This window comes from Hymenobacter cellulosilyticus (assembly GCF_022919215.1).
In the GTDB taxonomy this organism is placed as follows: Bacteria; Bacteroidota; Bacteroidia; order Cytophagales; family Hymenobacteraceae; genus Hymenobacter; species Hymenobacter cellulosilyticus.
In genome coordinates this window covers 1,640,501-1,655,317 of sequence record NZ_CP095046.1, presented here as the reverse complement: position 1 = coordinate 1,655,317, position 14,817 = coordinate 1,640,501, and the positions used below count along the sequence as shown (strand labels likewise).

The 14,817-nt window shown below is 58.4% G+C and carries 15 protein-coding genes and 1 pseudogene; 8 read left to right on the top strand and 8 right to left on the bottom strand.

Translation table 11 applies throughout. The annotated features are described in order from the left end of the window. Positions 1-62 precede the first annotated feature (62 nt). The 4 genes from MUN79_RS08215 to MUN79_RS08200 form a co-directional block, all read right to left on the bottom strand. Complete coding sequence (locus tag MUN79_RS08215) at positions 63-1,421, bottom strand: T9SS type A sorting domain-containing protein (protein ID WP_244677229.1); 1,359 nt, start codon at positions 1,419-1,421, stop codon at positions 63-65. 217 nt (positions 1,422-1,638) lie between these two features. Beyond that, positions 1,639-2,091, bottom strand: coding sequence for a hypothetical protein (locus MUN79_RS08210; protein ID WP_244677228.1), 453 nt, complete (start codon positions 2,089-2,091; stop codon positions 1,639-1,641). 87 nt (positions 2,092-2,178) lie between these two features. After that, positions 2,179-2,859 carry a uracil phosphoribosyltransferase gene (gene upp, locus MUN79_RS08205; RefSeq protein WP_244677227.1) on the bottom strand — a complete coding sequence of 227 codons (681 nt, stop codon included), beginning with the start codon at positions 2,857-2,859 and terminating at the stop codon, positions 2,179-2,181. Beyond that, entirely contained in the window at positions 2,847-3,797 is a 951-nt protein-coding gene (locus MUN79_RS08200) for a GNAT family N-acetyltransferase (RefSeq protein ID WP_244677226.1), read from the bottom strand. The genes upp and MUN79_RS08200 overlap by 13 nt, the downstream gene beginning before the upstream one ends. Before the next feature lie 186 nt (positions 3,798-3,983). Between MUN79_RS08200 and MUN79_RS08195 the strand changes: the two genes are divergently transcribed. Beyond that, complete coding sequence (locus tag MUN79_RS08195) at positions 3,984-4,130, top strand: hypothetical protein (protein ID WP_244677225.1); 147 nt, start codon at positions 3,984-3,986, stop codon at positions 4,128-4,130. Positions 4,131-4,150: 20 nt separating this feature from the next. Then, positions 4,151-5,857: a capsule assembly Wzi family protein gene (locus MUN79_RS08190; protein ID WP_244677224.1), complete on the top strand. Its 1,707-nt coding sequence runs from the start codon at positions 4,151-4,153 to the stop codon at positions 5,855-5,857. An 85-nt stretch (positions 5,858-5,942) separates the two neighbouring features. Here MUN79_RS08190 and MUN79_RS08185 read toward each other — a convergent pair whose 3' ends face one another. Continuing rightward, complete coding sequence (locus tag MUN79_RS08185) at positions 5,943-6,398, bottom strand: QcrA and Rieske domain-containing protein (RefSeq protein ID WP_244677223.1); 456 nt, start codon at positions 6,396-6,398, stop codon at positions 5,943-5,945. Positions 6,399-6,550: 152 nt separating this feature from the next. On the opposite strand from MUN79_RS08185, the gene MUN79_RS08180 reads away from it, so the two are divergent. The 6 genes and pseudogenes from MUN79_RS08180 (at position 6,551) to MUN79_RS08160 (ending at position 11,767) form a co-directional block, all read left to right on the top strand. After that, positions 6,551-6,904, top strand: coding sequence for a hypothetical protein (locus MUN79_RS08180; RefSeq protein WP_244677222.1), 354 nt, complete (start codon positions 6,551-6,553; stop codon positions 6,902-6,904). A 24-nt stretch (positions 6,905-6,928) separates the two neighbouring features. Continuing rightward, positions 6,929-7,168 carry a hypothetical protein gene (locus MUN79_RS30750; RefSeq protein WP_311136684.1) on the top strand — a complete coding sequence of 80 codons (240 nt, stop codon included), beginning with the start codon at positions 6,929-6,931 and terminating at the stop codon, positions 7,166-7,168. Positions 7,169-7,203: 35 nt separating this feature from the next. Next, complete coding sequence (locus MUN79_RS08175) at positions 7,204-8,766, top strand: ABC transporter ATP-binding protein (RefSeq protein WP_311136763.1); 1,563 nt, start codon at positions 7,204-7,206, stop codon at positions 8,764-8,766. A 140-nt stretch (positions 8,767-8,906) separates the two neighbouring features. Then, on the top strand, positions 8,907-9,488 hold the full coding sequence (locus MUN79_RS08170) for a hypothetical protein (protein ID WP_244677221.1): 582 nt from the start codon (positions 8,907-8,909) through the stop codon (positions 9,486-9,488). Between the two features lie 9 nt (positions 9,489-9,497). Continuing rightward, positions 9,498-10,091 (top strand): D-sedoheptulose 7-phosphate isomerase, encoded by a 594-nt coding sequence (gene lpcA, locus MUN79_RS08165; RefSeq protein WP_244677220.1) that lies wholly within the window; start codon positions 9,498-9,500, stop codon positions 10,089-10,091. 138 nt (positions 10,092-10,229) lie between these two features. Further along, positions 10,230-11,767, top strand: a pseudogene (locus MUN79_RS08160) (YifB family Mg chelatase-like AAA ATPase). A gap of 178 nt (positions 11,768-11,945) precedes the next feature. Here MUN79_RS08160 and MUN79_RS31745 read toward each other — a convergent pair. The 3 genes from MUN79_RS31745 to MUN79_RS08150 are packed head-to-tail and all read right to left on the bottom strand — an operon-like array spanning position 11,946 to position 13,599. Next, positions 11,946-12,296, bottom strand: coding sequence for a T9SS type A sorting domain-containing protein (locus MUN79_RS31745; protein ID WP_375378214.1), 351 nt, complete (start codon positions 12,294-12,296; stop codon positions 11,946-11,948). Further along, the gene (locus MUN79_RS08155; RefSeq protein WP_244677219.1) at positions 12,296-12,952 is read right to left on the bottom strand and encodes a hypothetical protein; all 657 of its coding nucleotides are present in this window, start codon (positions 12,950-12,952) and stop codon (positions 12,296-12,298) included. Before MUN79_RS08155 ends, MUN79_RS31745 begins: the two co-directional genes overlap by 1 nt. Next, positions 12,940-13,599, bottom strand: coding sequence for an NHL repeat-containing protein (locus MUN79_RS08150; RefSeq protein ID WP_244677218.1), 660 nt, complete (start codon positions 13,597-13,599; stop codon positions 12,940-12,942). The genes MUN79_RS08155 and MUN79_RS08150 overlap by 13 nt, the downstream gene beginning before the upstream one ends. Positions 13,600-14,817 lie beyond the last annotated feature (1,218 nt).

Genomic DNA, 14,817 nt, shown 5'->3' with positions numbered 1-14,817 from the left:
AAATACAAAAGGCCCCAACCACTGTGGTTGGGGCCTTTTGGTTGCAATAGGATGTGGGTCGGTTAGTTGCGGACTACGCGCTTTACGATGGCGCCTTCGCTGGTTTGGAGGCGCACAGTGTACACGCCCGATTTCAAGCCGCTCAAGTCGAGCTGGGTGCTGAGCTTACCGGCCTGGGGCTGCACGCTAAAGCGCTGCACCAGCTGACCCAGGGCATTGCGTACTTCGCCGCTGGCCGCTTCAGCCTTGGCCACGCCGCCAACTTCCAGCGTAACTACGCCGCTGGCCGGGTTGGGGTACAGGGCGGTCTGGGCTTCCAAAGCCGCGTTGCGGGCTGCCAGCGTAATGGTCTGGAAGCTGGAGTAGCTGTCCTTGAAGCTATTCACATACTGACTGGTAGCATCATCGAAAGACTGCTGCACCCGGCGGAGCATGACGTTGCTGGAATTGTAAGCGTAGAAAGACCGGTTGCCGTCCATTTGCTCCCAGGCATTGTTGGTCCAGGAATCGTATGTATACGTAAGCGGATTACCCTGGCTATCATAGGTTTCCGTGGTACGACGGTAGTTAAACCACGCGTTGATATTAAATACCTCTTTAATCTCAACGTAGTTGCCGTTGGCACCATAGGTTAGGGTGTAGCGGTTTTCGTCCACGAAAGCGGTGCCATCGAAGGTCTGCTCCCGGTACGAAGCAGGACGGTTACTGGCGTAATCATACCACACGATATCCACAATACGCTCGTCATTCTGCCAGGCTCCGGCGTTCCACTCTTCGTAGAGCAAGGCGCTCAGCTGCCCATTGGTGTAGGTGTACGAAATTCGGTCGGTATTCTCGTACGCCCCGTTTTCCAGCTCCTTGAGGATGACCTGCGTAATCTGTCCGGCTGCGTTGTAGGAGTAAACCGACTGATAAGCGTTGCGGGTTACCCAGGCGTTGTTTACCCAGTCTTGGGTCTCGTACAGCGTTTCGTTGCCGTAGGAGTCGAAGGTGGTCAGGTAGCGGTTATCGTTGAGCCAGGCATTGTTGGTCCAGTCCTGACGGGTATAGCTGGTTTCCTTGCCCTGGGCATTATAGCTATACAGAGTGCGGCTGTAGGCCACTGCCGTTGCCGAATCCTGATCGACCTGCTGAGTCAGGAGGCCCTGGGAGTTGTAGGTGTTAATTCGCTTGCCACCCACTTGCCAGCGGTTGATAGTAGTATCCCAATAGTATTCTACCTCCTGACCCGGGCGCACCACGGTGGCGTTGATGCCGCGGGCGGCCGCTGCGGGGCGGTCAGCAGTCGGGTGCTTTGGGGTAAGCAGGGTCATAAGGTGGCTGCGGTTTTTGGCAGCGGCCGTCTGGGCCTGCACTTCAACAGAGGCCAGGGTAAGAAGTCCGAGTAGGCTTAAAAAAATCTTTTGCGGAGAAGTGGGCATAAGGCAAGTAGGTTTGAGAAAAAGTGCAATAGGAAAAGTCCGGAAAGACTCACTCAAACAGTTGTATTACAGCAACTCTTGAGTTAAGCCAGTCGACAAAATTACCTCGCTCAGCCTAGCCTCCGCAATACCTAGAAGTGGGTATTTTCAACCCTGTAACGCACAAAAAAGCCTTACTACCGGAGCAGTAAGGCTTTTCTTTAAAGACAGTCCACGCTTAGTGGTGAAAAAAGGGCAGGTGACTAAACCGGACCGTGAGCGTGGTCAGAATGGAGCCCCAGAACACGGCGCTCCAGAGCATGTGCAACAGGATGCGCCAGCGGGGCACGTGCAGCTGGGTGGCAATGACGGTGCCGCCAATAGGACTGAACAGGACCGGCGTCAAAAACGCAATGCCGGGCATGCCGAAGCGGCGGAAAATACTCACGATGCGGCGGCTGCGCTTGGTAAACAGCGGCTTGCCCTTCGTTTCGCGGCGCTGGCGCTGGTGCAGGGCCCACATGCGCCCCACCCCCGACACGACGACCACCGTGGTCATCATGCCCGCCACGGTCAGGCCCAGGGTTTGAAAGAAGTTGAGACCCAGCGACACGCCCGCCAGCGGGCCGCCGAAGAACTTCACCATGCTCAGCAGGAAAACGGAGGCGTATTTGGCAAAATGAGGCAACACGGCGTTTTCGGGGCTAGAAGGAAACTACTGGTGGTAAAGATACGAGGTAACCACCAGCCGGTATAGTTCCGCCAGGTTACGCGGCCATTACAATTTGCTGCCGTACGACAGGTCGCCGGCGTCGCCCAGGCCGGGTACGATGTAGGCGTGCTCGTTGAGGTGGTCGTCGACGGCCGCTACCCAGAGTGTGGCTTCGGGAATCTCGCGGGTTACGTAGTCGACGCCCTCGGGCGAGGCAATGACGGCGGCAATGTGCACCTGCCGGGGCTGACCAAAGCGCAGCATGGCCCGGTAGGTTTGCACCAGGGACTTGCCACTGGCCAGCATCGGGTCGGCCAGAATCAGCACCCGCTCGTCCAGGTTGGGCGCCGAGAGGTAATCGACCTGCACCCGCACCTGGGAGGTGCCTTCGATGCGGTAAGCCGCGGCAAACGCGCTGGGCGACTGGTCGAAGTAGTTCAGAAAGCCCTGATGAAACGGCAGGCCGGCGCGCAGCACGGTGGCCAGCACTGGAAAGTCGCGCAGCTGCTTGCTGCTGGACGAGGCCAGGGGCGTTTGCACCACTTTTTCGGTGTAGCTAAGCTGGGAGCTGATGCGGTAGGCAATGATTTCGCCCAGGCGCTGCAGGTTGCGGCGGAAGCGCAGACTGTCGCGTTGCACGTCTACGTCGCGGAGCTCGGCCAGAAAGTGGTTGGCAATAGACGGCTCGGCGCACACAATACGGACGCGGTCGGCAGAGCTTGCGGAGGGAGTGTTTAGCGTTTCCATGACAGATACCAGGGCTGGCGGGTAAGGGTGAGGGCGGCGTAGGGAACGGGCCGGGCCCCGAAGTTGGCAAAAAAACGGGCAATTGACGGAATCATGCCCCCTTCGAAGTCGAGCACGAGGCCGGGCGTGGCGGCATAGGCCTGAATCATATAGTCGAGCAGCAGCAGGGGCGCCGCGGCTTTTTTGCCGGCCGGGGAGGCTGCCGCAAACAGATAGATGATGACCCGCGGGGTTACTACGAACAAAGCCCCGGCCAACAACTCCCGGGTAGCAGGCTCCCGCACTTCCAGAACCCGAACCTGCCCCAGGCTTTGCAGATTCATTGTGAGCTGCGCCAGCTGCTGGTAGTGGCGGGGCTTCAGGCTGGCTACTTCCCCACCCTTGTGCTGCCGAAACAACTGGAGCAGCGCCTCGGCCGAGTGGGTTTCCCCAACCTGCAGCGGCTGCTCCAATTGCTGATTGATGCGCAGGCGGCGGCGGTAGTCGGCCGCGTAGCCTTTGAGCAGGGTTTCGTAGCCAGCATCCAGGGGCAGGCAGTACGTTTGCCGCCAGCTCAGGTCAAAGCCGGGCGGTGCTGCCGGAAATTCGTTGCCGCTGTTGGCCTGCAGATACAGCCGGGCGTAGCGGCCGACGGCCACAGCCAGGTACTCGGCCACGCTCCGGTATTGGCTGCTGGTAGTAGTCAGCAAGCCCAGCTGCTGGGTGAAGGGCGGCTGAAACCCCTCCCGCCCCCAGGGCCGGCGCTTCACCGGCAGCGGCAGCACCGACCGATACTGCCCCGAGGCCTCATCCAGCTCGACTACGGCGTCCCAGCGGCCTGCCGTAGCCCGTAGCCAGGCGCTCTGCGCGTACGGTACTGCTTCCTCGGCCGTCGCCACGCAGGCATCCCAGGCGGGGAGGTCAAGTTGGGTGAAGCGCAAAAAGCGAAGAACAGGCACGGACGGCTACGCAGAATGATAACGGCTGCAAAGCTAGGGGCATTCGGTGAGGCGGCGGCACTGGGCCGGCAGCCGAGCGGAGAAATCCTTTTAAAGCGCAAATTCCGTAATTCGCCAACTCCTACCCGCTTACTGCGTAGGTTTGCCCCGCCGGGCCTCCGAACGGAAGCGTAGCCTCCTGCTTGTATGAAAAAACTACTCCTTACTGTGCTCCCGGCTTTGAGCCTGCTGGCCCAGAACTCGCTGGCGCAAACTGCCCCCCCACCTGCTACTGAGCCCACCAAGGACAACGTCTGGATGATTTACGATCATCCGGTGCCCCGGCGCCGATAGAGCCCAACCTGCGCTCTGCCATGCAGGGCGTCAACTACGTGCCGCTCGATCAGGATACGTACCGGCTGATTGACCGCTATGCCATTAAGTACGGGGCCGACACCTTGCACGACCCCTACACGGCTGTGCGGCCCTACCACCGCAAAGGCGTGGCCCGCCTGGCGCAGCGCGTGCTGCTCGACAGCGGCGCTGCTTCCCTTTCGGCGGCCGACCGCTTCAATGCGGAATACCTGATGCGCGACAACTGGAACTACCTGCCCCAGGCCCAGTACGCCGATTTGAACCGCAGCAAACGGCCGCTGTTCAACACCTTTTACCAGAACCAGAGCGACTTCTACAACGTCAAGACCGAGGATTTCACCTTGCGCCTGAACCCGGTACTGCTGCTGCAGGTGGGCAAAGACAACCAGAGCGACGGTCTGCGCTACGTGAATACCCGCGGCATCCAGCTTGAGGGCACCATCGACCAGCGCCTAGGCTTTTACACCTTCCTGGCCGACAACCAGCAGGCCGTACCCCAGTACGTGCAAACCCGCATCCAGCGAGACCAAATCGTGCCGCACGAGGGCTATTGGAAGTACTTCAAGACGGAAGGCGGCAGCCAGTACGATTTCTTCACGGCCCGGGGCGGTATTACCTACGCGGCCGGCAAGCACGTGAACCTGCAACTGGCCCACGACCGGAACTTCATCGGCAACGGCTACCGCTCCCTGATTTTGTCGGACTACAGCGCCCCGTATTTCTTTCTGAAGGTGAATACCCGCGTCTGGAAGTTCAACTACCAGAACCTGTTTGCCGAGCTGACGGCCCAGCGGGAAATTGCCGACCAGGTGTACCCCAAAAAGTACATGGCCCTGCACCACCTCAGCTTCGACGTGACGCCCGACTTCAACATCGGCGTGTTTGAAAGCACCATTCTGGGCGGCCGCAACCCCGAGCCCGACACGGTGTATGCCAACGGCAAAGTTATTCCGGGCCGCCGGGCCCGGGGCTTCGAGCTGCAATACCTGAACCCGGTTATTTTCTACCGGGCCGTCGAGCAGAACGTAGGCTCGGCCGATAACGCCATCCTGGGTCTGGACTTTAAGTGGAACATCAAGCGCCGCGGCCAGATTTACGGCCAACTGGTACTGGATGAGTTTAAGATCAGCGAAATCCGGGCCGGCAACGGCTGGTGGGCCAACAAGCAGGCTTTCCAGCTGGGCGGCAAGTACATCGACGTGGCCGGCATTCAGAACCTGGACCTGCAGGTCGAGTTCAACTACATTCGGCCCTACACCTACCAGCACGAGGACAGCTACACCAACTACCAGCACTATCAGCAGCCCCTGGCCCACCCCATGGGCGCCAACCTCTACGAGCTGCTGGGCGTGCTGAGCTACCAGCCCCTGCCCCGTCTGAACCTGGTGGGCAAAGCCTTTTATACCAAGCAGGGCCTGGATAACGTGGCGGGCGTGGACCCGCAGCCCAACTACGGCGGCAACGTGCTCAAGCCCTATACCACCCGCGTGACGGAATATGGCAACAGCGTAGGTCAGGGCAACACCACCAACCTGCTGCACGCCGACCTGACGGCCAGCTACATGCTTAAGCACAACCTGTGGCTGGATGCCAAGCAGATTGTGCGTTACCAGACCGGCAACGAGGGAGCCGCCGGCAACGGCACCGAGGCCTTCACTTCGGTTTCGTTGCGTTGGAACATGCCCCAGCGCCTGCACGAGTTTTAAGCCGATTGACCAAGGCGTAAAAAGCCGGTGTAGCTATCCTGGTGGTAGGCTACACCGGCTTTTTTATTAGTCTGAATCGGTTGGCTTAGCTCGTTACGCGCAGCGTATTGCCGGTCTGCGTCACCGTGTACTTCTTCAGGGCGCGCTCCGCCGGGCCGTTGGCCACCGTGCCGTTGGGGTTGAACAGGGAGCCGTGGTTGGGGCAGCGAAACATGCTGGAGCTGGCCTGAAACACGAGGGTCGTTCCTTCGTGGGTGCAGGGCGCCTGCACGGCAATGTAGCTGCCATCGGTGAGCCGGGCCACAATTACCGCACTGTTGGCACCATACACGTAGCCTTTTTGCGGGTCGTTGAGGGCCGCGTTGGCTGGCTCGGTCAGGTCCAAGGTGAAGTCGACGCCAGTGGAGCCCGTCGGGCCGCCCTGACCGGGGGCCGGAGCCGGGTTGTCGTCTTTGCTGCCCGAGCAGCCGCCCAGGCAGCCGGTGGCCAGCACAGCGGCGGCGCCCAGGCCGAAGAGCTGGATAAATTCTTTGCGTTCCATGAAAGTGAGGCAGAAAAAGGCTGGAAAAGCCGTGGTGGAGAATAAGAGCGGTTCTGCCCCTCTACTCGCAGGCAAGCCCCCGAAAGGTTGCCTGGGCTACAACCCGAATCCGGGGTTACCTTTGCGGCTTCTACTTTCCGGCTTGCTTCGCTATGTCTGCCACTACGCTTCTCTACCGGCCCGTTAATCAGCAGGAGCTGGACTTAATTGCCGCTTCTAACTGGCAGCATTTTCCGCCCCGCTTGCCCGAACAGCCCATCTTTTACCCCGTGCTCAACGAGGAGTACGCCGCCCAGATCAGCCGCGACTGGAACGTGCCCTTCTACGGCGTGGGCTACGTAGTGCGCTTCGCCGTCGACTCGGCCTACCTGCACAAGTTTCCGGTGCAGAACGTGGGCAACCCGCAGCACAACGAGCTCTGGGTGCCGGCCGAGCAGCTGGAGGAGTTCAACCAGCATATTCGCGGCCCGATTGAAGTAATTTCCGAGTTCCGCCGTCCTGCCTAGCGTAACGCCTGCCCCGCTTCCCTGATGAAGACCTACCTCCGCATTCTGCAGTACGCCCGGCCCCTGGCCAATACGGTACCGCTCTACCTGCTCTACACCATCTTCGGCATCTTCTTCGGCATCGGCAACCTGGCCCTGGTCATTCCGATGCTGAACGTGCTGTTCGAAACCACCAACAAGCTCAGCGCCCCACTCGCCTGCCCGAGTTTGCCCTCACCCTCGACTACGTCACGGGCACGTTCAACTACTTTTTTGCCCAGGTAATTGCCGAGCACGGCAAGCTGGGCGCCTTGCTGTTCGTGTGCCTGGTGCTGATTACCTCGGTCTTTTTCAGCAACGTGTTCCGCTACCTGAGCTTACGACTGGCAGCCCGGGTGCGGGCCCGCGTTATCCGCAACCTGCGCCGCGACCTGTACCACCGCATCATTCAGCTCCAGCTGGGCTACTTTGCCTCCGAGCGGAAAGGGGACCTGATGTCGCGCTTTACCAACGACGTGCAGGAAGTTGAAATTTCGGTCGTCAACACCCTACAGGCTGTCGTGCGCGACCCGCTGACCATCGTGGGCTACTTCGTGGTGCTGTTCTATATGTCGGTCAAGCTCACGCTATTCACCCTGATTCTGCTGCCCTTGTCGGGCGGTATCATTGCGACTCTCTCCAAGCGCCTGCGCACCCAGGCCAAAACCAGCCAGAGCACCCTGGGCACCATGCTCTCGGTGATTGACGAAACCCTGGGCGGCATCCGGGTTATCAAGGCCTTCAATGCCCAGGACTACATCAAGGGCAAGTTTGAGCAGCAAAACGACCAGTACGCCCAAGCCTCCCGCCGCATCGACAACATCCGGGACCTGGCCTCGCCGTTTTCGGAGTTTGCCGGCGTGATGGTGGTGGCGGGCCTGCTTTATTTCGGCGGCACCCTGATTCTGGGCGGTACTTCCACCCTGCAGGCTGCATCCTTTATCACCTATATCATCATGTTTTCGCAGGTGCTCACCCCGGCCAAGTCCCTGTCGTCGTCGTTTGGCAACATCCAGCGCGGCCTGGTGGCCGGCGAGCGGGTGCTGAGCATTATCGACACCGAGCCCGCCATTCGCGACAAGCCCGACGCCCAGGTTTTGCCCGCCTTCCAGCACCAGATTGAGCTACGCAACCTGCAGTTCAGCTACGGAGCCGCACCCGTGCTGCAGGACATCAATCTGGTTATTCCCAAGGGCAAAACCGTGGCCCTGGTGGGTCCTTCGGGCGGCGGCAAAAGTACCCTGGCCGACTTGCTGCCCCGCTTCTATGACCCCACCGGCGGGCAGATTCTCATTGATGGCCACGAGGTGCGCGACTGTACCATCCACTCCGTGCGCGACCAGATGGGCGTGGTAACCCAGGAAAGCATCCTGTTCAACGACACGATTCTGAACAACATCCGCTTCAACACCCAGGCCACCGACGAGCAGGTCATCGAAGCGGCTAAAATCGCTAATGCTCACGAGTTTATCATCCAGGCCCCCGACGGCTACCAGACCTTTATTGGCGACCGGGGCAGCCGGCTTTCGGGCGGGCAGCGCCAGCGGCTGAGCATTGCTAGGGCCATCCTGCGCAACCCGCCCATCCTGATTCTGGACGAAGCCACCTCGGCCCTCGACACCGAATCGGAGAAGCTGGTACAGGAAGCCCTGACCCGCCTGATGCAGAACCGCACCTCACTGGTCATTGCTCACCGCCTGAGCACCATTCAGCACGCCGACGAAATCGTGGTGCTGCAGCAAGGGCGCATCGTGGAGCGCGGCACCCACGAGGAGCTGCTACGGCGCGACGGTGGCGTGTACCAGCGTCTTAATTCGATGCAAAGCAACGGTGTATTGCCGTAGCCGCGGGCTATAATCAGAGAGGGAAATATAGGCCGGGCCAACTGTAAGGGCCCGGCTTGCGTTTATGCCGACAGCAGCCGGCCGACGCCCCCGCAGGGAGCCGCCACCGGCTTTTTCCGGACTTCTAGCTCTTTCCTCCTATGCTTGCTCTCAAACGAATTGTTACCGTGCTGGTCATGGTGTATTTGCTGCTGGCCTTGCTGTTCATCTTCAGCCCCGCCACCCGCGACACCTTCGCCTCGACCTTCAACCTCAGTGGTGACGCTGGCCTGACCGCGTTTTACTACACCCTGTTCATCATTGGCGCCATCCTGCTGGCTTTGCACCTGATTACCGAAAACATGGACAGCGCCCTGCTGCGCCGCGAAACGACGGTACTCAACGGCAAAATAAACGAGCTCAAGGCCAAGCTTTACGACCACCAGATTGACCAGCGTGAGCGGGAATTTCAGCAGCGCACCGTGACTACCACCACGACTGCCGCTCCGGTAGCTCCTGCTCCTACCACGGTGTACCAGTCGGGCCCGGTAGCACCCGCCCCGGTATATATCGACTCGGCCATTCCGACCACGCACAGCGGTACGGTCACCACGGCTCACGATATAAACCAGACTGGTTATCAGCAGACTGACCCCAATCTTACGAACGCGCCGGCCCAGCGGCCGCAAAGCAGCATTCCACCCGCTTCAGCTGCCGACCTAGACAATCGTCCGACGGTGTAACTTTGCAGCGTGACTGCACTCCTAACTGACCTCATCCGCGCTGAGCTGACCGAAGCGCGCACCGTGCTCGACCGTTTTCTGGCGGACCCCGAAAACCTGTCGCGCATCGAACAAGCGGCTCGCCTGATGGCGGACAGCTTGAAGCAACACGGCAAGATCCTGAGCTGTGGCAACGGCGGCTCCCTCTGCGACGCCCAGCACTTCGCCGAAGAGCTGAGCGGCCGTTACCGCCTCGACCGACCCGCCCTGGGCGCCATTGCCCTTACCGAAGCGTCGCACATGAGCTGCGTAGCCAACGACTACGGCTATGAGCACGTGTTCAGCCGCTACGTGCAGGCCCTGGGCCGCCCCGGCGACGTGCTGCTGGCCATCAGCACCAGCGGTAACTCGCCCAACGTGCTGCGCGCTGCCGAGGCGGCTAAGGCCTGCGGCATGACCGTCGTAAGCCTCACCGGCAAGGACGGCGGCCAGCTGGCAACTCTGAGCGACGTGGAAATCCGGGCCCCGCACAGCGGCTTTGCCGACCGGATTCAGGAAATTCACATCAAGGCCATTCACATCTTGATTATGCTCATCGAGCAGCTGGTAGCCGACGAAAAGTAGACGGCAAACCCGGCGCAGTACTTTTCACTGATGCAAGAAAAAGCCAGCTCTGTTCAGGGCTGGCTTTTTCCGTGTTACGTCATCGTAACTTCTTCTATCTTAGCTCCACAATTACCTATCGACTTATTTTTATCTACTATGCTTACCAAGACGTATGGCTCGGCCGTGCAGGGCGTCAACGCCAATACCATTACCATTGAAGTAGTCGTTTCCCAGGGCACCAACTTTTACGTGGTAGGTTTGCCCGACAATGCCATCAAGGAAAGCCAGCAGCGCATCGAAGCAGCCCTGAAAATGCGGGGCTACCGCATGCCCCGCACCAAGGTGGTAGTCAATATGGCCCCGGCCGACATCCGCAAGGAAGGCTCCGCCTACGATTTGCCTATTGCTCTGGGCATTCTGCACGCCTCCCAGCAGCTGACCACCGAGCGGCTCGGCGAGTACATCATTATGGGCGAGCTAGCTCTGGACGGGGAACTGCGGCCCATTCGCGGGGTGCTTCCCATTGCCATCCAGGCCCGCAAGGAAGGATTCAAGGGCTTCATTCTACCCCGCGCCAATGCCCAGGAAGCGGCCATTGTGAATAACCTCGACGTGATTCCGGTGGAAAACATGCAGCAGGCCATCGACTTCTTCGAAGGCCGGCTGGCCATTGAACCACTGCTGCTCGACACCCGCACTGTGTTCCAAAGCACGGCCAACCAGTACGCCGCCGACTTTGCCGACGTGCAGGGTCAGGAAAACATCAAGCGGGCCTTGGAAATAGCGGCGGCCGGCGGCCACAACGTCATCATGATTGGGCCGCCCGGAGCGGGCAAAACCATGCTGGCTAAGCGCCTGCCCAGCATTCTGCCGGCCCTCTCCATTCAGGAAGCCCTAGAAACTACCAAGATTCACTCCGTGGCGGGCAAGCTTGGGGCTAATGCTTCTCTGCTCACCAGCCGGCCGTTTCGCTCCCCGCACCACACCATTTCCGACGTGGCCCTGGTGGGCGGCGGAGGCAATCCGCAGCCGGGCGAAATCTCCCTGGCTCACAACGGCGTGCTGTTCCTGGACGAATTGCCCGAGTTTAAGCGCACCGTGCTGGAAGTGATGCGCCAGCCGCTGGAGGAGCGCCGCGTCACGATTTCCCGGGCCAAGGTCAGCATTGACTTTCCCTCGAACTTCATGCTCATTGCCAGCATGAACCCCTGCCCCTGCGGCTACTACAACCACCCCGAAAAGGAGTGCGTGTGCGGCCCCGGCGTAGTGCAACGCTACCTCAACAAAGTCAGCGGCCCACTCCTCGACCGGATTGACCTGCACGTGGAAGTCACGCCCGTCACCTTCGACCAGATGGCCGAAACGCGCAAGACCGAGACCAGCGAAAATATTCAGCAGCGCGTCGAAAAGGCCCGGGAAGTGCAGACGGTGCGCTTTCGGGAGTTTCCCGAGATTCATTCCAACGCCATGATGCCTTCGCAGATGGTCAAGGAACTGTGCCAGATCAACGAGGGGGCCGGGCCCTGCTCAAGACCGCCATGGAGCGTCTGGGCCTCTCAGCTCGCGCCTACGACCGGATTCTGAAAGTGGCCCGCACCATTGCCGACCTGGGCGGCTCCGATGATATCCGGCTGGAACACCTGGCCGAGGCCATTCAGTACCGCTCCCTCGACCGGGAAGGTTGGGCCGGCTAAGCCGTTGTTCGAAACAGCGCGGTTGGGCCAGCAGCAACGAAAAACGCCTCACCTGCATGGTGCAAGTGAGGCGTTTTTCGTTGCTGCTGGCACCTTCCAGTCCCTATTTCCAGGGCTTGTCCTTAAGGGCAGCGTTATCAGCCTGTTCGGGCACAGCGTTTTTGCTTGTTTCTTGCCCCTATTCAACCATTAGCCGCCCCGTGTATTGGCCGCCTTGCCCATTGGTGGCGCGCACTACATACCACCCAGGCGCCACGTCGCGCAGTGATATGCTGGCATTGGTATCTACAGTGGTGGCATGAACAGTACGACCCACCGCATCCAGCAATTGAACCCGAGTGCCGACAGCCAGGCCAGGTAGTGTCACCTGATTTGTCGCCGGATTCGGATAGAGGCTTAATGCGGACGGCTGAAGAGCTTTAGTCGCTAGCACGGCCGTGCCCAAGGTGGCTAGAAAGGTAGAGGGAGAGAAGCGAGGCAGCGTGAGCGAAAGTGAGCCAAATCGGCTACTAGTTGCAATACGCCCCATCACGGACAGATTGCCTTGAGGGTTGAAAAACAACAGCTGCCCCTGGTCAAGACCACCCCGCCGGCTTGCTGAACCCACCGAACTTGACCCTGCGGGGTATAGGCCGCCACGGCAATGTCCCTTTCATTTGTGCTGCTCATAGCCAGAGTACCAAAAGTTGCTTGACCCTCAAAATTGCCCGTAACATAGGGAGCCCCAGCGCCATCTACTGTCACATCATACCATTTATCGCGCCCAGCGCCACCACTAGCCTGTACCCATTGCATCACTCCCTGAGCCGAGTATTTGACTAAGTAGCTATCCGTAGCGCCCGTACTCAGCGCGGAAAGCGGGCCAAATGTCGCAGAACCGGTGAAGCTGCCTACCAAATAGATATTATCGGCTGCGTCTACTGTGGCCGCATTTATCTCATCATTTCCTGCCCCGCCATATTGCTGTACCCATTCCAGAGCACCCTGCGGATTGTACTTGGCTATTATACAGTCTCTTTCGCCCCGGCTCACTAGCTCCACCGAGTTAGCGAATAGGGATTTTTGATAAAAATTACTCAAAATATACGCCGTGCCGCTGGGCGTTACGGCAAGCGTTGGGTAGGCCTTGTCCCCGTTGCCACTGGAATAAACCGAATAGGCAAAGGCATGATTTAAAGAAACCACCGCCCCGTAGCTGCCGAAAAACGAGCCAAGAATACCCCTCCCGCACCAACCCCAGGATAGATGACAGGCGGTAGAGTTGCTGAACCAATAGTTAACGTAGAGCCATACTGGCCGGTCAGGTAGACATTGCTATTTGCATCAAGAGCTAAACCCGTTCCCCCCGTATAACCTAGAATTTTGTCACTGCTCTGCTGCGCCCACTCTGGTGTACCTTGGGGCGAGTAACGGATCAGGTACATTTTCGTGACCTGGTAAGGGCCGGCTGTTAGCGTCAGATTATTGCCCAGGGATATGTCTTTTGTGAAAGAGCCCGTAACATAGGCATTACCAGCCGCATCAACCACAACGTCTGAGGCTGTATCGTCGCCGGTGGAAGCAATTTTATTTGTCCAGAGCAGCGTACCACTGGAGCTGAATTTGGATATGTACGCATCAAATCCCCATGGGCTATTACTGATATAGCCCACTTGGTATAGGTTGCCAGCTGCATCGGAGGCAGTGACCAAATTATCCGAGGAGTAGGCTGGACTAATAGCGTTTACACTTTGCCAGGACGGAGTAACTTGAGCTGTAGCGCTCAAACGAAAAAAAAGGCCGACCAGTAGCAAGCTGGCATAACGCCACACAGAAAAAGAGGGAGTACGCATAGGGAGAACAATAGAATGAAGCAGTACAATGATTTACTAAGCAGGCAGGAGGATAAAGTAATCGTCAGGCCTCAAGGCATGCTTGAAGGATTAACTGAATTCTGAATACCGTTGCAGCGCAGCAAATATATACCGTAATATACCCAACGCAACTAGTGGAGGCAGTGCGCTCCGGCTTGAAAATCAGGCCTTCTGTACAGTGTATTCTACCTGACGCCCGATGATAATCTACGGTTGATTTAAACCTGATTACCTTACCCAAAAGGCTAAAAATAAGAGAACATGTGGCGGGTCAAACAAGGGCGGGAAAGTCTAATTCCTTCGCTTGCATGAAAGTATATTCTCGGGCATATAGTGGTAAAATACACAAATTCAGTATTTGCTTTGAGTTAATAAAGCAACAACTTGTCTCCGCTAAGGATAGCATATGTAGTGCTGAGGTATTGATGAGCAGAAGCGGCGGCAGATGAATAAGGCGTGGGGCTAAAACTCTGAAAGCGGTTAAACAATAGTTAACAAATCATGTGGACCTCTTCCCGTGCGCGCTTACGCCGCCTGGAGGCAACCTAACACCAGCCGCCTTTGCCCTCCTCCCACTTCCCCTTGGTGGCCCGCTACTACGACCAGATGCAGCACGAGCCCGCGTACCACCGCCTACTACGCCCCTTTTTACCGGGTGCTCATACCCATTGTGCTGGCCAAAAAGAAGCAGCCCAGGAACTACCGCGTGGTTCCTGGGCTGCTTGCCACCGGAGAGTGGCGGCCCGCCAGCTGAGACGAGCGGAATAAAGAGCTAAAGTTAGGTTGGATTATGCTTGCAAAGCAATTGGTTACGCGAACCATAATTATTTTTTGATGGCGAAAAGAATGACAAAAGTGCTTCGTTTAGCCCGTTAGGTCGAAAATAAAATTTGAGAAAAGCGGCGCGAAAAAAAATCAACATTGCCGATGAGTTGCCGAGCGTAACAATGCCGTATTTTTGCAGCATGCTTCAACCAAAAAACTTGTTGATGAAGCGCGGGGAGTCTCTGCTCGGCAGGGAACCGCGAGTAGACCGGAAGGTCTTTGCCGCCATCGGTTTTCCCGATTTTGCCTCTGGCATTTCCGTTGTTTTTTCTAAGTGTTGCCCCGTTACCGTTTCGGATTCCGAAACGGTTTTTTTATGTCCGTTGAATTCGTCGACTGCTACCCCGCAGCCAGTTCATACCCCACCCGGAC